Source organism: Pseudomonas sp. I8001, assembly GCF_013385345.1.
GTDB lineage: Bacteria > Pseudomonadota > Gammaproteobacteria > Pseudomonadales > Pseudomonadaceae > Aquipseudomonas.
The window spans coordinates 171,842-193,415 of record NZ_JACAQC010000033.1 but is presented as its reverse complement, the minus strand read 5'-3'; the positions used below and the strand labels follow the sequence as shown (position 1 = coordinate 193,415).

Sequence of the window (21,574 nt, the reverse complement as noted above, 5' to 3'; positions counted from 1 at the left end):
TTTATAAACACTATCAACGAAGCTCTCCTTTATTTCACCAGCGACAAGGAATCCAGGACATTTTTAAGCGCCACACGACGAGCTGCGATGGAATAATTGGAAGAAATCCACTGATGCCTGGCTTTGGCATCTTCAGCGCAAGTCGGCGTGGCGACAACCGTCTCCATGGCTGCAGCAATTTCTTCCTGGCTATCTGGTTGAACCCAGTAAGCGAAGTTACCCGCGACCTCAGGCACCGCGCCCCGAGGCGACGTGATCACTCGCGCGCCACACGCCAGCGCTTCGCCGATCGCATGCCCGAAACCTTCATAGAGCGTTGGTTGAACATAGGCCAGGCAATTGCGGTAGTGGTGCAGCTTTTCTTCATCGGAAATCATCCCGACAAACTCCACCTTGTCTGCCACACCCAGGCGCTGCGCCAGGTCTTTTAGTTCCTGCAGGTAGTCACCATGTTTGCCAGCAACAACCAGGCGAAGATGACTTGCGTTAGCCGAAACCTTTGCAAACGCCTCAATCGTCGGAATCAGCCCTTTACGAATGGCGTTCGTACGACTGGTCCAGGTCACCGTAAAAAAGTAATTCGATCCAACCGCCGGAAGCTCGCCAGGAGAATAGTAATCTGTATCAATCGCCAGCGTTGCGTACACGGGGTTTCTCACCGGCAGGTTGGTTGTGACTTCCTCACACTCCGATCTTGAGATGAACAGGTTTCGATCGGCTAATAACAGCGAGGTACGCAGCACTGCCTTCTGCCATAGCGGACGGTCCAGATAACACAGACCCGGGATTTCTTTCCGGCAGGTGGAGTAGTCAAAGGCCCCAGTTACAATTACCGGCCGACGACGGAGTTTTCCGGCGAGCAACGGAAGCGGCGAATGCCCCCACCACCAACAAAAATAGAGATCCGCTTTCCAATCTAATGTGCCCGGCGTCCCGGACAGAACGACTTCGTGTCCGAGCTCCTTGAGAATTCGAATATCAACCCGATAAAACTCAACTTTATCAAACATCTCGCGCCAATTAGCGTGAGCGGACATATTAGCAAAAAAACATATACGCACAGTGCACCAACCCGTTACTTGCCAACCGTATTAAACACGCGCCTTCTGCTGATACATTGACAGCAATGTATCGTGCAAACTAGGCACATTAATTTCACCTACCACATCAAAGAGCTTGGCCGGACTACCATAAAGCTCTTTAACTTCATCTTCCCTGACAAAGGCAGGATCAACTGTTATCGTTGGCCGATAACCTGCAATCTGTTCCATTTCATCAATCACGCTCAGTAAGGAAATGCTGCGCCCCGAGCAGATATTTATAAACTCACCACGTTGATTGGACGTCAACAGCCTTGAATAGGCCTCCACCACAAAACCGATATCAGACAAGTCGCGGGATACATCCAGATTGCCCAATCTGAGCTCCTTTTCTCCACGGGCAAATGCGCCCACGATCTTGGAGAAAACGAATGACTCCGACTGGCCGGGTCCAGTGTAATTGAATGGCCGTACCACCAATATAGGCATACGAGAAAACCACTTGCGGACAAGGGCCTCCATCGTCAGCTTGCTCAGTGCGTAATGATTAACGGGCTGCGGTTCACTGCTTTCTGAAATGGGCGATGAAATAGCGTTCCCGTAAATGTTTGCACTGCTCGCAATGATGATTTTTTCAACGACCACCTCAGCCTCCTTAATCGCATTAAGAAGGCTTTCTGTACCCAATACATTGACTCGGTAATATGACAAGGCATCGCTGCTGGTGACATGCGCCAGCGCGGCCAAGTGAATAACATGGGTGGGCTGAACCTGCTTTATCCAACCACTGAGTCGCGCCGTGTCATTCAGGTCCGCATCCAAGTGGTCAAACTCACAGGCCAGGCGCTCCCCACCAAGGCCGGCAACCCGCCAGCCGGCCTTGGTGAGGCTTTGCGCCAAATGCTTTCCAGTAAAACCCGAGAGCCCTGTAATCAGTACTGTCCGATCTTTACTTTGAAGTGCCATTGCGAACCCTTCTCAAGTCAGCTTCAACCATCAGCTGGCACAGTTGCTCCAGCGTCGTTTCTGGTTTCCAGCCTAACCGCTCTTTTGCAAACGAAGCGTCGCCAATCAACAACTCGACTTCCGCGGGTCGATAGAAGCGTGGGTTAACTTTCACCCGGGTGATGCCGGTACGACGGTCAACGCCGAATTCGTTCTCGCCACTTCCAGACCAATCGATATCAACCCCTACGGCCTTGAAGCTCATGGCAACAAAATCACGAACGGTTTCAGTGCGGTTGGTAGCAAGCACAAATGTTTCCGGTGTGTCGATCTGCAACATTCGGTGCATGCCATCTACATACTCTTTAGCGAAACCCCAGTCTCGCTTGGCATCCATGTTTCCGAGTTCGAGCACTTGCTGCTCGCCCATTTCGATACTGGCTACAGCATCGGTAATTTTACGAGTAACGAACTCTTTTCCTCGCAGCGGAGACTCATGATTGAACAGAATGCCGCTGGTGGCAAAAATATCATATGATTCGCGATAGTTGATGGTTGTCCAATGCGCAAACAACTTCGCAACACCGTAAGGGCTGCGTGGGTAGAAAGGCGTGCTTTCAGATTGAGGAACAGCCTGTACCAGCCCGAACATTTCAGATGTCGAAGCTTGATAGAAACGAATCTTCGGATTTACTATTCGGATCGCTTCGAGCAAATTAAGCGCACCGACTCCGGTAATCTGCGCGGTTGTAATTGGCTGATCGAAGGAAACGCCTACGAAGCTTTGAGCCGCCAGGTTATAAACCTCGTCCGGGGCGCAATTCTGAATTAAACGAATAGTTCCGGAGAGATCAGTCAAATCAAATTCGACAAGATGAAGATCATCATGCCCAAAAACACCAAGTTCCTCTAATCGCCAGAAACTTACAGAACTTGTGCGGCGATAGGCGCCATAGACCTTATAACCCTTGGACAGCAGCAGTTCGACAAGGTAAGCCCCATCCTGACCTGTAACACCAGTAACCAGCGCATGCTTCTGCATCTGTACAACTCCTAAAAATTTAAGCCTTAAACACGTCCATAGGTATCGTCAAATCGAACAATATCATCCTCACCCAAGTACGTTCCCGACTGCACCTCTATGATCTCAAGAGGAATGGTGCCAGGATTGGAAAGGCGATGAACATGGCCAATAGGGATATATGTACTCTGGTTTTCGTTCAGCTGGAAAACACGATCTTCACAGGTGACTTCAGCGGTGCCAGACACAACAATCCAATGCTCCGCCCGATGGTAATGCTTCTGCAAACTCAAGGTTGCTTTCGGCTTCACCAATATCCGCTTCACCTGAAAGCGTGAGCCCGAATCTATGCTGTCGTACCAGCCCCACGGGCGATGAACACGACGATGAAGCTTTGATTCTGGCCTGGCCTTGATATTCAACGCTTCGACAATAGCCTTCACACCCTGGCTACGATCTTTATCCGCAACCAATACGGCATCAGGCGTTTCGACGATAACAATATTTTCAAGCCCCACGGCCGTTACCAAACGGTGAGAGGCGTAAACCAATGTATTGGAGCTGGAGTCTATTATTACGTCGCCATGGGTAGCGTTTTGTTTTTCGTCCTTTTCACTCGAACGCCAAACAGCATCCCATGCTCCCAGGTCAGACCAACCGGCATCCATCGTGAGCATTTTCAACGTCAGGCCAGCTGAAGGCGTTTTCGCGCAATGCTCGATCACGGCATAGTCAATCGACTCAGGCGGTATCAGGGAAAACGCGTCAAGTTGTGGTCGAATAAACCCATTATCTTCAACTCGGCCCTTCCACGCGGCCTCAGTGGCATCGAAGATGTCACTTCTGAACGCGCCCAGTGCTTTCAACCAGACTGACGCGCGCAGCACAAAAATACCGCTATTCCAGAAATAGCTTCCATCTTCCAGGTATTTTTCTGCGGTTGTCCGCTCAGGCTTTTCAACAAACGCATCCACCCTCTTGACGGTAGAGGGATCTGCCGAGTGGATATAACCATAACCCGTCTCAGGGCGATCAGGCGTAATCCCCAAGATCACAATGCTGCCGTCTTTCGCAACGTCGACCGCTTTACTGACCGTGTCAGTAAAAGCTTGAATATCGAGAATCATCTGGTCGGCCGGGACAACGACCAGAACCGGGTCAATCTCCTCTCCCACCTCATCGCGCGCATAAAGCGCCGCCAACGTAAGCGCAGGGGCCGTATTGCGTCCTACCGGTTCAAGAATGACAACAGCTTTAGAAACGTTCATTTCCCGGATCTGGTCGAGACACAGGAAACGATGCTCATCGTTGGCAACGATGCATGGAGCCAATAAATCCGAGCCTTGACCGTCAATCTTCAACAGTCGGGCAATCGCCTGCTGAAACAACGTCTCCCGCCCCGAAATTGCCAGAAACTGCTTCGGGTAAAGAGTTCTGCTAAGCGGCCAGAGTCTCGTTCCCGAGCCTCCAGACATAATAACCGGAAGAATTTTCATACAAGCCAGATTCCCCGGGTATCAACAATCCGGCGACCCTCGAGAAGTGAAGAAGGAACACTTTTGAATGGCTTGTGATCCACCAGTAACAACAAGACATCCGCGCGCTCAAACGCTTCTTCTATTGTGCACAACTCAGCGTTCGGCAACGTCGCAGGCAGAGAATCAATATTAGGTTCTACGACAATAACCTTCCCGGCGTGCCGGCTTGAGATATTTTTCGTAATTTCCAGAGATGGACTTTCCCGCAGGTCGTCAATATCAGGTTTGAATGCCAGGCCGAAGCACGCGATAACAATGTCTTTTTCCGACTTCTCGGGGTGACTCGACAGATGATCGGCCACAGCAGCATCAACTTTCTCCATAACCCACGACGGTTTTGAGTCATTGACTTCACGTGCAGTTTGGATCAGTTTCGCCTGGCCTTCAGCCTGACTCACGATGAACCAAGGGTCGACGGCGATGCAATGCCCACCCACGCCAGGTCCTGGTTGGAGGATATTGACGCGAGGGTGCCGGTTGGCGAGCTTGATAAGCTCCCACACATCGACATCGAACTTATCGCATATCATCGACAATTCGTTCGCGAAGGCAATATTCACATCGCGAAAGCTGTTCTCGGTCAACTTGCACATTTCTGCTGTTCGGGCGTTGGTGATAATGCACTCGCCCTCTACAAACAATTTATACAGACGTGTGGCGGCTTCTGAGCACTTGGGTGTCATCCCGCCGATGACGCGATCATTCTGTACCAACTCACGCAACACGTGGCCGGGAAGCACGCGCTCAGGGCAGTGAGCCACGCGAATGTCCGACGCCTCGCCATGGGTCTGCGGGAACGTCAGGTCAGGGCGTGCTTCAGCCAGCCATGCCGACATCTTCTCAGTCGCACCCACGGGAGAAGTGGACTCGAGGATGACCAGATCACCCTTTTTCAATACTGGCGCAATGGATTTGCTTGCGGACTCAATGTAAGAAAGGTCCGGAGCATGACCGTCCTTGAAAGGAGTGGGCACCGCAATCAAGAAGGCGTCCGCCGGCTCAGGTCGTGTACTGGCGCGCAGATACCCCTCGGTCACGGCCGCGTGCACGACTATGTCCAAATCAGGCTCAACGATATGAATCTGTCCGCCGTTGATCGTATCGACGGCCTTTTGATTAACGTCGACACCAATGACCTTTAACTTTCGCGCAGCAAAAACGGCTGCGGTTGGCAAACCGATATAGCCCAAACCAATTACAGAAATAGTGGAAAAATCCATGACCAAACCTTAATTTTTGAAAGTGGCTAGAGCATTAACAATACGCATGCAGGCGTGACCGTCACCATAAGGATTATGAGCAACGCTCATCTCCTCGTAAGCCTTTTGATCAAGTAAAAGCTCACGCAAGTGGTGAACTATCTTGTCCTTCTCTGTACCGACCAATCTGACGGTACCCGCCTCAATCGCCTCAGGCCGCTCGGTAGTGTCCCGCATGACCAGCACGGGCTTGCCCAAAGAAGGTGCCTCTTCCTGCACACCACCGGAGTCCGTCAGAATCAAGTACGACCGATTCATCAAATAGACAAAAGGTAGATAATCCAATGGTTCGATGAGGTGAATATTTTTTATACCAGCCAACAAACGGTTGACCGGTTCACGGACATTTGGATTCAAATGAACGGGGTACACGATCTCCACATCATCAAACTCATGGGCAATCGAAGCCAACGAACTGCAGATCCTTTCGAATCCATCGCCGAAGCTTTCACGCCGATGCCCTGTCACAAGGATGACGCGGCGTTGAGCAGGTAAAAATGCGAACTGCTCGGAGAACTTCTGTTTTAACTGGTCATTGGTCTCGAGCTTCTGTACGACCTCAAGCAGAGCGTCGATTACAGTATTCCCAGTCACATGAATCGCGTCAGGTGACACCCCTTCACGCAGTAAATTCTGTTGCGATCGTTCAGTAGGAGCGAAGTGAAGAAGCGCGAGTGCTCCCGTCAACTTTCGATTGGCCTCTTCCGGCCAGGGAGAATATAAATTTCCGGTGCGAAGCCCAGCTTCGATATGAGCCACAGGAATTTGCTGATAGTACGCCGCCAATGTAGTTGCAAAGGTCGTAGCGGTATCACCATGCACCAAGACGATATCCGGCCGATAAGTCCGGAAGACCTCTTTCATTCCCTGAAGAATACCAGTTGTCACGTCGGTAAGGTCTTGACCCGACTTCATGATATTAAGATCAAAGTCAGGTTCAAGTTTAAATAACTCTAACACTTGATCCAGCATTTCACGGTGTTGACCCGTGACGCAGATTTTGGCCTCAAAACGCTCATCTGCATTCAACGCTAAAGCTAATGGAGCCATTTTTATAGCTTCCGGTCGCGTACCGAAAACACTCAAGATCTTTAAAGTCATTAGATTACCAACGATTCCATATCATTATTTAGTCAGAGAATCAGTCTGGAAACCAGCAACGCTGCCATGCCCCTGCCTGACCTACCGATTACGCGCAAGCGAGTTTTCGCCGCTCCAACTGCAACCGCCTCTGCTTTGCAGCGCAGCATATCATCAACAAGCGTGCCAACATAACGCCTGGCTGGCTCAACCACACGCCCCATGAGACCCCATCATCCCCCCCTCAGTTCAGGACAGGACAAGGTTTTACCGCAACATTTGCGGTGAGCCGCTTCACCGCAATGGTGCGTCGCAACCTCTCATTGAAATTGGGCTTTTGGTTATTGCCCCACAGGAACCCGACCTATCCGAGATCGCAATTGGGCCCACGCTCGACTGTGCCATGCAGCTCGTTGCTAATCGCCGGCGCACCCTGCACGACCGACCTGGCCGAACGGTACGCCCTTATCAAATTCCGAACCAATACTAGCCATAAGCCATTAACCTGGAGACCGCACATAAAAATCCACATCAAACCGTATTAGACGGTGCACCATCAACTATTAAACCAACAATACAAACCTGTGCAGGACGCTTGACGCCCGCACAAGTAAACAAAGATCAAATGCCGAAACGCCATGAAGACTCGACGCAAAGTCTTAGTAACTTTTGATAGCCGAGAAACCACCCAGGAATGCCCCTCGGCGGTTCACAGTTGCGCAAGCACGTAATGCAGGTTCCGTATGAAAGCAAGAAATACGGGCCCGAGGGGAAAACGCGTGAAGCCAAAAGCTTCACGGCCTTGGAGTTATTTTCGGTTTAACTTATTGCCAGGCTCTTGTTGCCGATCCAACTGAGCGACCGAATGGAGAAGTGAGCCTGCCGGCTCGTGCCCATCGCGCTCTGCATTGTCGCGAGCAGCACGTAACGCCTGCCTGACCAACGCAATACCAATCGCGACAATCGCCCCCAGGAGCAGGCCAAGAAAAATGATCAATGGACGATTCGGGCTCGACGGAACCAACGGCTCAAGGGCCTGCTGGTCAATACTCACCAGCCGCAGCTTCGCCAGGTCGATATTCAGGCTACTCAAACGGAAAATCTCTGTTCTCAACGGTTGAACGCCCGCAAGAAAGATATCTTCATTTTTTCGAGCATCGAGGACCTCAATCTCTCGGTTGGATGCGAGCAACTGAAGCTCCCTGGCGATTTGAGCGATGCGCGACTCGGTAAAATCATCCGACTTGCGTGACTGCAATGCAGCAAGCTCAGCCTTAAGCGCATCTACCCCCATAAAATAAAGTGGGATCTGCTGGTTGTTCACCTCAGTACGCATCACGCTACCAGCGTTCGTCACGGCCGATTCACCAAGTGAAGAAGGCGTAGCCGGCTTTTGAATGCCCAGGGAACGGGCAATCCCTATAGCCTCATTCAGCTGAGCAATACGGTCGCTACGCAAGGTTTTCAACTGCGAACGCAGCGCCTTCAACTCATCCTGCAATTGCGCGCGTTTCAACGAGTCAGCTTCTCGCAATGACGCTATTTTGGCTTCTTTTTCAATATCGTAGTTTGAACGAGCCGAATCGAGCTTGCCTTTAAGCTCCCTCAAACGGTTTTTAACGATCACATTCAAATCAGCCGTGACGCGTTCGCGCTCACTTTCGATAGCGTAGTCGACAAAGCCATTAAGAATAGAGACGCCGTCGACGCCTTTCGGATACATCATCTCGAGCTTGATGTAGGAACTCAGCGAATTTTTCTTATCTGCATCAGGAAGAATCAAACGAATAGAGTCATGATTGAACTCCTGAAAACTCTGCTCCAGAGTCTGCCCAGGACGAACAAATTTCTCGAAAAGCTTCTGGTTTTTCTTGAAATAGCTCAGGCGCGTATCATAAGAGTCGAGCGCTGCGCCCACTTTGAGGAGCGCGTCAGCTGGAGGAAGCTGATATATCTCTGATCGATTTAGCGCATCCAAATCATTAATCGCCGCAGGCCGCAAAACCGTGCTGACCTTATATACAGGGGAAGCTAAAAATGCGTAGGACGCCGCAATCAATCCCGCCCCGAGAGTGACGAAAAGCAGAAGTTTTTTTTGTTGCCAGACAGACGCGAAAAGTCGCACAAAATCAATTTCGTCGGACGATCGAACCGGGGGAGCACGGAAGCTACTACTCACAACAAAAACCTGCCTTCAAAGAGAAACTGCGGGCTCGTTATGCAGACAAGATTGTGTATTTTTATTTTAGTTATATGGCCGAAAAAACCCAGCGTCGCTGCCGGACTTTAGCGCACAAAATGCCTGTTATCGAGAACAGATTCCATTTTGCCATCTCACTGACATATTACAAGTCTTGACATATCTGTAGGAGCCTTCCTACACAGATAGGGGCAACCCTTATATAGGCCGCCCGAGAAGGACAGAAAAGCAAATTTCGTAGCCGCGAGACAATAGTCAGTGGTATCGCCGGACTTACCACATGCCGTTCACTCGACGTAACTGATGCGCACCGCACCAGAAAAATCCGACGAACGGCTCGCGAGTGACACAATAACCATGGAAGCTCTACCCACGCCTTGCGGGCATGGACTTTTGACGTCGGCCCCACCCAACGATGACACTAAACAGCGGTCCCAGCAGCATTCCAATTATCAAGGCCACGACCACAAACACCGACACCGGCATCTGCCCGGTCACCCAGCCCAGGAATGAAAGAGACGCGCCCTGCTGGTTTTCCAGCACGAACCCCAACACTGCCAGCACGACAATTAGCATAGCCAGCACCAGAACAACGCGCTTAACCCCACGCATAACCTTCTCCTACCCCAAAAACACTCAGACGCTTTCTTCTTCGTCTTCGTTCACCCGATCGCGCAATTCCTTGCCCGGCTTGAAATGAGGCACGAACTTGCCGTCAAGGCTGACGGACTGCCCGGTTTTTGGGTTGCGACCCACACGAGGCGCACGATAGTGCAGCGAGAAGCTACCAAACCCACGAATTTCAATCCGATCGCCGGTAGCCAGACATTGGGACATCTGCTCAAGCATGGTCTTGATGGCCAGCTCCACATCCTTGGATGAGAGCAGCCCTTGATGGGTGACAATTCGTTCGATCAACTCCGACTTCGTCATATTTTTCCCTTCTTTTTCAAGCAGCTAGGAAAAGCGCTTCGAAGGTTTTAGCATGACCGGAGGAATTTGAACAGCCCATGTATTGACTTATATTCAAAGACTTGGGGTGCAACTAGAAGAGAGTTGGCATTGCGCACCACGACAGCCAGCTATCGCTCAGTCTCACTGGAGGCACTCCAGCGCGATCGCTGCCAGATAGAGCCTATAAGCGCGAACGCGCTGCCAGCGCGACGACGGCGCTCCAGCCACAGAACGCCAAGGCGACGCTGCACACAACACTAAATCCCAGGCACAAAAAAGGGCGACCGAAGTCGCCCTTTTTCTATGGTCTGACAGAACTTAGTTCTGCTTTTCCATTTGTGCACGCAGCAGGTCGCCCAGAGTGGTAGGACCAGCAGAAGGCTCAGAGGTAGCTGGCTTGTCGCGCAGGCTCTGGATGGCTTCTTTCTCTTCAGCATCGTCTTTCGACTTGATGGAGAGCTGGATTACGCGGCTCTTGCGGTCAACGCTGATGATCTTGGCTTCTACTTCTTCGCCTTCTTTCAGAACGTTGCGCGCGTCTTCAACGCGGTCACGGCTGATTTCGGAGGCTTTCAGAGTCGCTTCGATATCGTCGGCCAGAGTGATGATGGCGCCTTTAGCGTCAACTTCCTTCACGATGCCTTTAACGATTGCGCCTTTGTCGTTCTCTTGAACGTACTCGGAGAACGGATCGCTTTCCAGTTGCTTGATACCCAGGGAGATGCGCTCGCGCTCTGGGTCAACCGACAGGATAACGGTGTCCAGCTCGTCGCCCTTCTTGAAACGACGAACAGCTTCTTCGCCAACTTCGTTCCAGGAGATGTCGGACAGGTGAACCAGACCGTCGATGCCGCCGTCCAGACCAATGAAGATACCGAAATCGGTGATCGACTTGATGGTGCCGGAGATTTTATCGCCCTTGTTGAACTGGCCAGAGAAATCTTCCCATGGGTTAGATTTGCACTGCTTGATGCCGAGGGAGATACGACGACGCTCTTCGTCGATGTCCAGAACCATAACTTCCACTTCGTCGCCGACTTGTACGACTTTCGAAGGGTGGATGTTCTTGTTGGTCCAGTCCATTTCGGAAACGTGTACCAGGCCTTCCACGCCTTCTTCCAGCTCTGCGAAGCAGCCGTAGTCGGTCAGGTTGGTAACACGCGCGGTGACGCGAGTGCTTTCTGGGTAACGAGCCTTGATAGCGACCCATGGATCTTCGCCCAGCTGCTTCAAGCCCAGGGAGACACGGTTGCGCTCACGATCGTACTTCAGAACCTTGACATCGATCTCGTCGCCAACGTTGACGATTTCCGATGGATGCTTGATACGCTTCCAAGCCATGTCGGTAATGTGCAGCAGGCCATCGACGCCACCCAGATCGACGAATGCGCCGTAATCGGTGAGGTTTTTGACGATACCTTTGACTTGTTGGCCTTCCTGCAGGGATTCCAGCAGAGCTTCACGCTCGGCGGAGTTCTCTGCTTCCAGGACGCTGCGACGGGAAACGACAACGTTGTTGCGCTTCTGGTCGAGCTTGATGACCTTGAATTCGAGTTCCTTGCCTTCCAGGTGCGTGGTGTCGCGCACAGGACGAACGTCGACCAAAGAACCTGGCAGGAACGCACGGATGCCGTTAACGTCGACAGTGAAGCCGCCTTTAACCTTACCGTTGATAACGCCCTTGACCACTTCTTCAGCTGCGAAGGCTGCTTCGAGAACAATCCAGCATTCAGCGCGCTTGGCTTTTTCACGGGACAGCTTGGTTTCACCGAAACCGTCTTCAACCGAGTCCAGAGCAACGTGAACTTCGTCACCGACATTGATAGTCAGGTCACCAGCATCGTTGTAGAACTGTTCCAGCGGGATCAGAGCTTCAGACTTCAGACCAGCGTGAACGGTTACCCAGCGAGCTTGGTAATCGATATCAACGATAACACCGGTGATGATGGAGCCTGCCTGAAGGTTCAGGGTTTTTAGGCTTTCTTCAAAGAGTTCCGCAAAGCTTTCGCTCATTTTAATTCCTGTTGATAAGGGCGAAGAATACGCCCATCTCCACACCCCAGACGGTGTGGGTCAGTTTCAATTAAAAGAAGCACCACAGGACTATGACTGGTCCCCTGCGGCCTTCTTGGTCACCCGGCGATATCGCGAATGGCGATCTCACTCAAGATGCGTTCCAGCACCTGCTCGATGGACAACTCCGTGGAATCCAGCTGTATGGCGTCAGCCGCCGGCTTGAGCGGGGCTACCGCACGCTGGGTATCACGCTCATCGCGTGCACGGATCTCATCTAGCAGACTCGACAGACTAACACCATCGACTTTGCCCTTCAACTGCAAGTAACGGCGACGGGCCCGCTCCTCGGCGCTGGCCGTGAGGAAAATCTTCAGCGGCGCCTCGGGGAAGACCACCGTGCCCATGTCGCGGCCATCGGCCACCAGACCCGGCGGTTCCTGGAAAGCCCGCTGGCGCTGCAGCAAAGCATCGCGCACCGCCGGCAATGCGGCGACCTGGGAAGCCCAGGAGCCAACCTGCTCGTTGCGCAGGTCGTCGGTCACATCGTCCCCTTCCAGGATGATGCGCTGGGGATGACCTTCGGTCGCCCCGACGAACTGCACGTCAAGATGCGCAGCCAGCAGCTTCAGCGATTCTTCGTTGGTCAGGTCGACGCCATGGTTGCGGGCGGCAAAGGCCAGCAAGCGGTACAGCGCCCCGGAATCCAGCAGGCACCAGCCCAGGCGCTTGGCCAGGATGCCGGCGATCGTGCCCTTGCCCGAGCCACTTGGCCCGTCGATGGTAATCACCGGTGCTTTGATATTCACAATTGAGCCTCTTGGGCAACACGGATGCCGACGTGGGCACACAGTGTAAGAAAATTCGGAAAAGACGTAGCCACGTTGGCACAGTCATGGATACGAATCGGCGCAGCCGCTCGCAGGGAAGCCACGCTGAAGGCCATGGCAATCCGGTGATCGCCATGGGCGTGGACTTCACCACCGCCGATCACGCCACCATCGATAATAATCCCATCAGGTGTCGGTTCACACTTCACGCCCAGCGCAAGCAGACCGTCGGCCATGACCTGGATCCGGTCGGACTCCTTGACCCGCAGCTCCTCTGCCCCACGCAATACCGTCCGGCCTTCGGCGCACGCCGCAGCCACGAACAACACCGGGAACTCATCGATAGCCAGCGGGACCAGGGCTTCAGGAATCTCGATCCCCTTCAACGGCGCCGCACGAACACGCAAATCAGCGACCGGCTCACCACCCACTTCCCGTTGGTTTTCCAGGGTGATGTCCGCGCCCATCAGTCGCAGGATATCGATCACGCCGGTACGGGTCGGATTGATACCCACATGCTCAAGCAACAGCTCGGAGCCTTCGGCGATTGAAGCCGCCACCAGAAAGAACGCCGAGGAGGAAATATCCCCCGGGACCTCAATATACGTCGCGGTCAGTGAGTGACCTGACTCAACCGACGCCGTAGCGCCCGCCACGTCCACCGGATACCCAAAACCACGCAACATCCGCTCGGTATGGTCGCGGGTCGGTGCCGGTTCGGTAATCGAGGTTTTACCCTCGGCATACAACCCGGCCAACAACAGGCAGGACTTGACCTGAGCGCTGGCCATCGGCAATGCGTAGGTCAGCCCCTTGAGTGCCTGGCCACCGCGAATGGTCAGCGGCGGACGCCCTTCCGGCCCGGTCTCGATCACCGCACCCATTGCGCGCAATGGCTTGGCCACGCGATTCATCGGGCGCTTGGACAGCGAGGCGTCACCCGTCAACACACTGTCGAAGCGCTGGGCCGCCAGCAAACCGGACAACAACCGCATGGAGGTGCCGGAATTACCCAGATAGATCGGACCTGGCGCCGGCTTCAAGCCATGCAGGCCAACCCCGTGGATGGTGACGCGCCCATGGTGCGGGCCTTCAATCACCACGCCCATGTCGCGGAACGCCTGCAAGGTCGCCAGGGCGTCCTCACCCTCCAGAAAACCTTCGACTTCAGTGACACCGTCCGCCAGAGAACCGAGCATGATCGAGCGATGGGAGATCGACTTATCCCCAGGCACGCGGATCTGCCCGCTCAAGCGGCCACCGGGACTGGCGAGAAACACCAGGTCATCCGCATTTACTGCAGCATCCATATAAGCCCGACGCGCCAGAATCTTGCTGAAATGCTCCCGCGCCACCCGCGCACGGGTGAACACGCCCAACAACTGGTGCCCGTCGCCAGCATCGACCGCGTCGCGCAAGGCGTCGAGGTCGCTGCGAAACGTGTCCAGGGTGCGCAACACCGCATCGCGGTTGGCAAGGAAGATGTCGTGCCACATCACCGGATCACTACCGGCGATCCGGGTAAAGTCGCGGAAACCACCGGCGGCGTAGCGGAAAATCTCGAGGTTCTCGTTGCGCTTGGCCAGCGAATCCACCAGGCCAAATGCGAGCAAATGCGGCAGATGGCTGGTCGCTGCCAGCACTTCATCGTGGCGCTCGACCTGCATATGCTCGACATCCGCCCCCAGCTCGCGCCAGAGCCGATCCACCACGGCCAGTGCCGCAGGATCGGTTTCATCCAGTGGTGTCAGAATCACTTTATGGCGACGGAACAGCTGCGCATTGGACGCCTCCACCCCGCTCTGCTCGGACCCGGCAATCGGATGCCCGGGCACAAACCGCGCAGGCATGCCACCAAAGGCCAGCCGCGCCGCACGCACCACATTGCCCTTGGCACTGCCGACATCGGTCAGGATTGCCTGGCCCAGATCCATGCCGGCCAACAGCGCCAGCAACTTCTCCATGGCCAGGATCGGCACCGCCAGCTGAATGACATCCGCGCCCTGGCAGGCTACAGCGAGATCAGCCTCGCAACGGTCCACCACACCCAACTCCACCGCCAACTTGCGCGATTGCGGGTCCAGGTCCACACCGACCACTTCGCCACACAGGCCGCTTTCCCGCAGGCCCTTCGCAAAGGAGCCGCCGATCAATCCCAGACCGACCACCACCAGGCGACCGATCATAGGTACAGCAGGTTGCAATGCAGTGACATCAACCACGAGCCAGAACCTTGGCCAGCGCTTCGAGGAAGCGGCTGTTTTCAGCAGGCAGACCGATGGTGATGCGCAGGTGGTTCGGCATGCCGTAGTTGGCCACCGGACGCACGATCACACCCTCGCGCAGCAAGCCCTGGAACACAGGAGCCGCCACTTGGCCGAGGTCGACGCAGATGAAGTTGCCCTTGGACGGAATCCAGCCCAGGCCCAGCTCACGGAAGCCTTCCTGCAATTGCAGCATGCCGCTTTCGTTGAGGCGACGGCCTTCTTCCAAGTACTCGGTGTCCTGCACCGCAGCGCAAGCCGCCGCCAGCGCGAGGCTGTTGACGTTGAATGGCTGGCGCACACGGTTCAACACATCGGCCACCACCGCAGTGGACAAGCCGTAACCGACCCGCAGCGACGCCAGGCCATAAGCCTTGGAGAAGGTGCGCGAGACCAGCAGGTTCGGATAAGCCGCGAGGAAGTCCAGGCCGTCCGGCAAGTCGCTGCCTTCGGCGTACTCGATGTACGCCTCGTCCAGCACCACCAGTACATGCTCCGGCACGTCCTGCAGGAAGTTATCCAGCACCTCGGCGCTGAACCAGGTGCCGGTCGGGTTGTTCGGGTTGGCGATAAACACAACACGAGTATTGTCATCGATGGCCGCCAGCATGGCTGGCAGGTCATGACCCCAGTCTTTCGCAGGAATCACACGCGCCTCGGCGCCAACGGCCTGAGTGACGATCGGATAGACCGCAAACGCGTGCTCGCTGAATACCGCGTTCAAGCCCGGCGCCAGATAGGCACGGCCGACCAGCTCCAGAATATCGTTGGAGCCGTTACCCAGGGTCACCTGGTTGATATCAACGCGGCAGTTTTTCGCCAGCAGGGACTTGAGTTCAAAGCCGTTACCATCGGGATAACGGGTCAGTTCGGCCAGCGCCTCACGAATCGCAGCCAGTACCTTGGGGCTTGGGCCCATCGGGTTTTCGTTACTGGCCAGCTTTACGATCTTCGACGGATCCAGATTCAACTCGCGCGCCAACTCGTCCACAGGCTTGCCCGGAACGTAAGGCGACAGTTGTTGCACGCCCGGCTGCGCCAGGGCGAGGAAGTTGCCACTCATGTTAAAGCCTCACAAAACCGCTTTCGGGTAAGAGCCCAGCACCTTGAGTGCCACGGCTTCCTGACTGATTTTCTCGAGCACACCCTTGACCAGTGGGTCGCGGTGATGGCCGACGAAGTCGATAAAGAACACATAAGTCCATTTACCGCTGCGCGAAGGACGAGTCTCGATTCGCGTCAGGTCAATCCCGTTGTCGTGGAACGGCACCAGCAGCTCATGCAGCGCGCCGGGCTTGTTGCTCATGGAGACGATGATCGATGTCTTGTCGTCGCCGGTCGGCGGCACTTCCTGGCTGCCGATCATCAGGAAGCGCGTGGAGTTATCCGGGCGATCCTCGATTTTCTCGGCCAGGCGTGTCAGGCCATACAAGCCGGCAGCCATGTCGCCGGCAATCGCCGCCGAGTTCCACTCACCCTTGACCCGCTTCGCCGCTTCGGCGTTGCTGGACACCGCCACGCGCTCCACATTCGGGTAGTGCGCGTCCAGCCACTTGCGGCACTGGGCCAGGGACTGGGCGTGGGAGTAGATGCGGCTGATGCTGTCGGTCTTGGTGTTTTCGCCCACCAGCAAGTGGTGGTGAATACGCAACTCGACTTCGCCGCAGATCACCATGTCGTGCTCAAGGAAGCTGTCGAGGGTGTGGTTGACGGCACCTTCGGTGGAGTTTTCCACCGGCACCACGCCAAAATTCACCGCCCCGGCGGCCACTTCACGGAACACTTCGTCGATCGCAGCCATTGGCTTACTGATCACCGCGTGACCGAAGTGCTTCATGGCCGCGGCTTGAGTGAAGGTGCCTTCCGGGCCCAGGTAAGCCACTTTCAGCGGCTGCTCCAGTGCCAGGCACGAAGACATGATTTCACGGAACAACCGCGCCATCTCTTCGTTGCCCAACGGGCCCTTGTTGCGTTCCATCACGCGCTTGAGCACCTGGGCTTCACGCTCCGGACGGTAGAATACCGGCACTTCGCCTTCAGCCAGGGAAGCCATCTTCACCCGTGCAACTTCCTGGGCGCACCGCGCGCGCTCACTGATCAGTTCCAGGACTTTCTCGTCCAGGCTGTCAATGCGTACGCGCAGGGCCTTGAGTTCTTGCTCAGACATTAGCCGTGTTCCTTTTCGAACTCTGCCATGTAAGCCACCAGCGCCTTGACGGCGTGGATATCGACAGCGTTATAGATGGAGGCGCGCATGCCACCTACCGAACGGTGGCCCTTGAGGTTCAACAGGCCGCGCTCGTCGGCGCCGGCGAGGAAAGGCTTGTCCAGGCGATCATCCGCCAGGCGGAACGGCACGTTCATCCACGAACGGTCGGTCAGGTTGATCGGGTTGCTGTACAGGCCGCTGGCGTCAATGAAGTCGTACAGGGTACGTTTCTTCTCTTCGTTGAGCTTGCCCATGGCAGCCACGCCGCCCTGCTCTTTCAGCCATTCGAACACCAGGCCCGACAGGTACCAGGCGAAGGCCGGCGGGGTGTTGTACATCGAGCCGTTATCGGCCGCGACCTTGTAGTTGAGCATGGTCGGGCACAGCGAACGCGCACGACCCAACAGGTCTTCACGGACGATGTTGACCAGGATGCCGCTCGGGCCGATGTTCTTCTGTGCACCGGCGTAGATCATGCCGTACTTGGACACATCGATCGGGCGCGAGAGGATGTCCGAGGACATGTCGCAGACCAGCGGGACATCACCCACTTCCGGCACCCAATCGAACTCCAGGCCGCCGATGGTTTCGTTCGCCACGTAGTGAACGTAGGCCGCGTCTTTCGACAGTTTCCACTCGTTCTGACCGGGGATGGCGAAGTAGTCGTAGGGCTTGGCCGTGCCTGCCACATTGACGTGACCGTAACGGGAGGCCTCTTCAATGGCCTTCTGCCCCCAGATACCGGTGTCGATATAGTCCGCAGTGCCGTCTTCCGGCAGCAGGTTCAGCGGGATCTGGGCGAACTGCTGGCTCGCACCACCCTGCAGGAACAGCACTTTGTAATCGGACGGGATGTCCAGCAAGTCGCGCATATCCTGCTCGGCCTTGGTGGCAATGGACACGAACTCATCGCTGCGATGGCTCATTTCCATCACGGAGAGGCCTTTTCCATGCCAGTCGAGGAGTTCACCCTGCGCGCGCTGCAGGACTGCTTCAGGAAGCGCCGCGGGACCGGCACAGAAGTTATAGGCTCTCTTGCTCACATCCAATCTCTCTGATCTGGTGGGACTGCAATCAACATCCCGCAACGCGGAACCCTGTAGGAGCTGGCTTGCCAGCGATGCAAACGACTCGGTGCTTCACTTGAATCGAGTTGATGCCATCGCCGGCAAGCCGGCTCCTACAAGAGCGGCGCGGCGTCGTATTTCAAACGGGACAAACAACAAGGGGGCGAATCTTCATCCGCCCCCTGTGTGTCCGCTTATTCCTGCGGTTCTTCTTCGTCTGCGGCAGCGTCGAGTGTTGGCTCGTCGACGCCGTCATCGGCATCGCCGATCACTTGCCCCTCGAGTGCAATCCCCTCTTCACCTTCCAGCTCCTCGCCTTCGACTTCCGATGGCTCCTGGACACGCTCCAGGCCTACCAACGTTTCGTCGCTGGCCAGCTTGATCAAGGTCACGCCCTGGGTGTTACGCCCCAGGCTCGACACTTCATCAACCCGGGTACGTACCAGGGTGCCCTGGTCGGAAATCAGCATGATTTCCTCACCATCCAGCACCTGGACCGCGCCGACCAGACGGCCGTTGCGATCGTTGCTGACCATGGCGATAACGCCCTGGCCGCCGCGCTTGTACTCGGGGAACTCGCTGATGGCCGTACGCTTGCCGTAGCCGCGGGCCGATGCCGTGAGGATCTCGCTGCCTTCTTCCGGGATCAGCATCGAAATCAGCTTCTGCCCTTCCGGCAGGCGCATGCCGCGCACACCGCGGGCGGTACGGCCCATGGCACGAACGTCGGATTCCTTGAAACGCGTGACCTTGCCGCCGTCGGAGAACAGCATGACTTCACGCTCGCCGTCGGTGATGGCCGCGCTGATCAATACGTCGCCTTCGTCCAGTTCGAGGGCGATCAGGCCCACGCTGCGTTGACGGCTGAAGGATTCCAGCGGGGTCTTCTTCACGGTGCCTTTCGCAGTGGCCATGAAGATGAAGTGACCTTCGGTGTACTCGTCTACCGGCAGCATGGTGGTGATGTATTCATCACTGTCCAGCGGCAGCAGGTTGACCAGCGGACGACCACGGGCAGCGCGGGACGCTTCCGGGATTTCGTAGGTTTTCAGCCAGTACACCTTGCCCTTGCTGGAGAACAGCAGCAGCGTGGTGTGGCTGTTGGCAACCAGCAGGTGAGCGATGTAGTCCTCATCCTTGACGCCGGTAGCCGATTTGCCTTTACCGCCACGACGCTGGGCCTGGTACGCCGCCAGAGGCTGGGTCTTGGCATAGCCACCGTGGGAAATGGTCACGACGCGATCTTCTTCCGGGATCATGTCACCCAGGGTCAGGTCGAGACGGGCGTCGAGAATCTCGGTGCGGCGCACATCGCCGTATTCGGCGCGGATCACTTCCAGTTCTTCGCGGATCACTTCCATCAGGCGCACCGCGCTGTTGAGGATGCGGATCAGCTCGCCGATCTGGTTGAGGATCTCCTGGTACTCGGCCAGCAGTTTCTCGTGTTCCAGGCCGGTCAGACGGTGCAGACGCAGTTCCAGAATGGCCTGGGCCTGTTCCGGGGACAGGAAATACTTGCCGTCGCGCAGGCCGTATTGTGGGTCCAGGGTCTCCGGACGGCACGAATCGGCACCGGCACGTTCCACCATCGCCACTACAGCGCTGGATTCCCACGGCATCTTTATCAGCGCTTCCTTGGCTTCCGACGGCGTCGGCGAAGCCTTGATCAGGGCGATGACCGGGTCGATGTTCGACAGCGCAACAGCCTGGCCTTCCAGGATGTGGCCGCGTTCACGGGCCTTGCGCAGTTCGAATACGGTACGGCGGGTTACCACTTCGCGGCGGTGACGCACGAAGGCTTCCAGCAGATCCTTGAGGTTCAGGATGCGCGGGCGGCCGTCGATCAGCGCTACCACGTTGATACCGAATACGCTTTGCAGCTGGGTCTGGGCGTAGAGGTTGTTGAGGATAACCTCAGGCACTTCGCCACGACGCAGCTCGATCACCACGCGCATACCGTCCTTGTCAGACTCGTCGCGCAGCTCGGTGATGCCTTCCAGCTTCTTCTCTTTAACCAGCTCGGCGATCTTCTCGATCAGACGCGCCTTGTTCAACTGGTAAGGGAGTTCGGTGATGACGATCTGCTGACGGCCACCGACCTTGTCGATGTCTTCGATGATCGAGCGGGCACGCATGTAAATGCGGCCGCGACCGGTACGGTAGGCTTCGATGATGCCGGCGCGACCGTTGATGATCGCGGCGGTCGGGAAGTCCGGACCCGGGATGTACTGCATCAGCTCATCGACGGTCAGCTCGGGGTTGTCGATGAGGGCCAGGCAACCGTCGATGACTTCACCGAGGTTGTGTGGCGGGATGTTGGTGGCCATGCCCACGGCGATACCGCTGGAGCCGTTGACCAACAGGTTGGGAATACGGGTCGGCATGACCGCCGGGATCATTTCGGTGCCGTCGTAGTTCGGCACCCAGTCCACGGTTTCCTTGTGCAGGTCAGCCAGCAGCTCGTGCGCCAGCTTGGTCATGCGCACTTCGGTGTATCGCATGGCCGCAGCGTTGTCGCCGTCGACCGAACCGAAGTTGCCCTGGCCGTCTACCAGCAGGTAGCGCAGGGAAAACGGCTGGGCCATCCGAACGATGGTGTCGTACACCGCAGTGTCGCCGTGAGGGTGATACTTACCGATCACGTCACCGACAACACGGGCAGATTTCTTGTACGGCTTGTTCCAGTCGTTACCCAGCTCGCTCATCGCGAACAGCACACGCCTGTGCACGGGCTTCAAGCCATCGCGCGCATCAGGCAGTGCCCGACCGACAATTACGCTCATCGCGTAGTCGAGGTAGGACTGTTTCAGCTCGTCTTCGATATTGACCGGGAGGATTTCTTTGGCCAGTTCGCCCATGAGAAGCCTGATTCCTTTTTCGGGTGAAACCTCGTCACATCCTATGGGACGAACGAAGCTCGCCGCTGCCGGCATGATGCCTGGCAACGACTTACGACAAATCAACGAGTTATGACACGGATCTGCGCATTAAAGGTTACCCCTTGGGGTGACCCTGGAAACCGCCGGATGTTATCACAATCGCCGCCACGCACCTATCCCCCTGATGCGCATGGAGCATAGTAAGTTGACGGATGACAGGCTTGACGGCGACGAGAGGGCCTTAGAGCTGGATCCAAGGGGATTTTTGCGGGCAA

16 protein-coding genes are annotated in these 21,574 nt (G+C 55.8%); all 16 read right to left on the bottom strand.

All coding sequences use genetic code 11. The features are described 5' to 3' along the window. Positions 1–29: 29 nt before the first annotated feature. The 16 genes from HX839_RS31670 to gyrA all read right to left on the bottom strand — a co-directional run bounded on the left by HX839_RS31670 (position 30) and on the right by gyrA (position 21,278). On the bottom strand, positions 30–1,010 hold the full coding sequence (locus tag HX839_RS31670; protein ID WP_250884715.1) for a glycosyltransferase: 981 nt from the start codon (positions 1,008–1,010) through the stop codon (positions 30–32). A gap of 81 nt (positions 1,011–1,091) precedes the next feature. Next, the gene (locus tag HX839_RS22640; protein WP_177019489.1) at positions 1,092–2,006 is read right to left on the bottom strand and encodes a GDP-mannose 4,6-dehydratase; all 915 of its coding nucleotides are present in this window, start codon (positions 2,004–2,006) and stop codon (positions 1,092–1,094) included. After that, entirely contained in the window at positions 1,990–3,027 is a 1,038-nt protein-coding gene (gmd, locus tag HX839_RS22635) for a GDP-mannose 4,6-dehydratase (RefSeq protein WP_008437698.1), read from the bottom strand. Before gmd ends, HX839_RS22640 begins: the two co-directional genes overlap by 17 nt. Before the next feature lie 26 nt (positions 3,028–3,053). Next, entirely contained in the window at positions 3,054–4,502 is a 1,449-nt protein-coding gene (locus HX839_RS22630; RefSeq protein ID WP_008437697.1) for a mannose-1-phosphate guanylyltransferase/mannose-6-phosphate isomerase, read from the bottom strand. Continuing rightward, the gene (gene wecC, locus HX839_RS22625; protein ID WP_177067704.1) at positions 4,499–5,764 is read right to left on the bottom strand and encodes a UDP-N-acetyl-D-mannosamine dehydrogenase; all 1,266 of its coding nucleotides are present in this window, start codon (positions 5,762–5,764) and stop codon (positions 4,499–4,501) included. The genes HX839_RS22630 and wecC overlap by 4 nt, the downstream gene beginning before the upstream one ends. A gap of 9 nt (positions 5,765–5,773) precedes the next feature. After that, positions 5,774–6,904 carry a non-hydrolyzing UDP-N-acetylglucosamine 2-epimerase gene (gene wecB / locus HX839_RS22620; RefSeq protein WP_008437695.1) on the bottom strand — a complete coding sequence of 377 codons (1,131 nt, stop codon included), beginning with the start codon at positions 6,902–6,904 and terminating at the stop codon, positions 5,774–5,776. Positions 6,905–7,691: 787 nt separating this feature from the next. After that, complete coding sequence (locus tag HX839_RS22615; protein ID WP_177008095.1) at positions 7,692–9,062, bottom strand: Wzz/FepE/Etk N-terminal domain-containing protein; 1,371 nt, start codon at positions 9,060–9,062, stop codon at positions 7,692–7,694. 387 nt (positions 9,063–9,449) lie between these two features. Next, positions 9,450–9,695, bottom strand: coding sequence for a lipopolysaccharide assembly protein LapA domain-containing protein (locus HX839_RS22610; protein ID WP_008437692.1), 246 nt, complete (start codon positions 9,693–9,695; stop codon positions 9,450–9,452). Between the two features lie 24 nt (positions 9,696–9,719). After that, positions 9,720–10,016, bottom strand: coding sequence for an integration host factor subunit beta (ihfB, locus tag HX839_RS22605; RefSeq protein WP_008437689.1), 297 nt, complete (start codon positions 10,014–10,016; stop codon positions 9,720–9,722). A 339-nt stretch (positions 10,017–10,355) separates the two neighbouring features. Further along, positions 10,356–12,050, bottom strand: a complete 1,695-nt coding sequence (rpsA, locus tag HX839_RS22600; protein ID WP_003218806.1) for a 30S ribosomal protein S1 — start codon at positions 12,048–12,050, stop codon at positions 10,356–10,358. 119 nt (positions 12,051–12,169) lie between these two features. Continuing rightward, complete coding sequence (gene cmk / locus HX839_RS22595; RefSeq protein ID WP_003172653.1) at positions 12,170–12,859, bottom strand: (d)CMP kinase; 690 nt, start codon at positions 12,857–12,859, stop codon at positions 12,170–12,172. Continuing rightward, positions 12,856–15,066, bottom strand: coding sequence for a bifunctional prephenate dehydrogenase/3-phosphoshikimate 1-carboxyvinyltransferase (locus HX839_RS22590; RefSeq protein WP_256344428.1), 2,211 nt, complete (start codon positions 15,064–15,066; stop codon positions 12,856–12,858). Before HX839_RS22590 ends, cmk begins: the two co-directional genes overlap by 4 nt. Positions 15,067–15,094: 28 nt before the next feature. Beyond that, the gene (gene hisC, locus HX839_RS22585) at positions 15,095–16,207 is read right to left on the bottom strand and encodes a histidinol-phosphate transaminase (protein WP_102368423.1); all 1,113 of its coding nucleotides are present in this window, start codon (positions 16,205–16,207) and stop codon (positions 15,095–15,097) included. A 9-nt stretch (positions 16,208–16,216) separates the two neighbouring features. Then, the gene (pheA, locus tag HX839_RS22580) at positions 16,217–17,311 is read right to left on the bottom strand and encodes a prephenate dehydratase (protein WP_003218812.1); all 1,095 of its coding nucleotides are present in this window, start codon (positions 17,309–17,311) and stop codon (positions 16,217–16,219) included. Next, the gene (serC, locus tag HX839_RS22575) at positions 17,311–18,396 is read right to left on the bottom strand and encodes a 3-phosphoserine/phosphohydroxythreonine transaminase (RefSeq protein WP_003218814.1); all 1,086 of its coding nucleotides are present in this window, start codon (positions 18,394–18,396) and stop codon (positions 17,311–17,313) included. The genes pheA and serC overlap by 1 nt, the downstream gene beginning before the upstream one ends. Positions 18,397–18,614: 218 nt before the next feature. Next, positions 18,615–21,278 carry a DNA gyrase subunit A gene (gene gyrA, locus HX839_RS22570; protein ID WP_003218817.1) on the bottom strand — a complete coding sequence of 888 codons (2,664 nt, stop codon included), beginning with the start codon at positions 21,276–21,278 and terminating at the stop codon, positions 18,615–18,617. Positions 21,279–21,574 lie beyond the last annotated feature (296 nt).

Coding starts and splice junctions, on each gene's coding strand:
- HX839_RS31670 (WP_250884715.1), bottom strand. CDS start 1,010: ATGTTTGATAAAGTTGAGTTTTATCGGGTTGATATTCGAATTCTCAAG.
- HX839_RS22640 (WP_177019489.1), bottom strand. CDS start 2,006: ATGGCACTTCAAAGTAAAGATCGGACAGTACTGATTACAGGGCTCTCG.
- gmd (WP_008437698.1), bottom strand. CDS start 3,027: ATGCAGAAGCATGCGCTGGTTACTGGTGTTACAGGTCAGGATGGGGCT.
- HX839_RS22630 (WP_008437697.1), bottom strand. CDS start 4,502: ATGAAAATTCTTCCGGTTATTATGTCTGGAGGCTCGGGAACGAGACTC.
- wecC (WP_177067704.1), bottom strand. CDS start 5,764: ATGGATTTTTCCACTATTTCTGTAATTGGTTTGGGCTATATCGGTTTG.
- wecB (WP_008437695.1), bottom strand. CDS start 6,904: ATGACTTTAAAGATCTTGAGTGTTTTCGGTACGCGACCGGAAGCTATA.
- HX839_RS22610 (WP_008437692.1), bottom strand. CDS start 9,695: ATGCGTGGGGTTAAGCGCGTTGTTCTGGTGCTGGCTATGCTAATTGTC.
- ihfB (WP_008437689.1), bottom strand. CDS start 10,016: ATGACGAAGTCGGAGTTGATCGAACGAATTGTCACCCATCAAGGGCTG.
- rpsA (WP_003218806.1), bottom strand. CDS start 12,050: ATGAGCGAAAGCTTTGCGGAACTCTTTGAAGAAAGCCTAAAAACCCTG.
- HX839_RS22590 (WP_256344428.1), bottom strand. CDS start 15,066: ATGATCGGTCGCCTGGTGGTGGTCGGTCTGGGATTGATCGGCGGCTCC.
- hisC (WP_102368423.1), bottom strand. CDS start 16,207: ATGAGTGGCAACTTCCTCGCCCTGGCGCAGCCGGGCGTGCAACAACTG.
- pheA (WP_003218812.1), bottom strand. CDS start 17,311: ATGTCTGAGCAAGAACTCAAGGCCCTGCGCGTACGCATTGACAGCCTG.
- gyrA (WP_003218817.1), bottom strand. CDS start 21,278: ATGGGCGAACTGGCCAAAGAAATCCTCCCGGTCAATATCGAAGACGAG.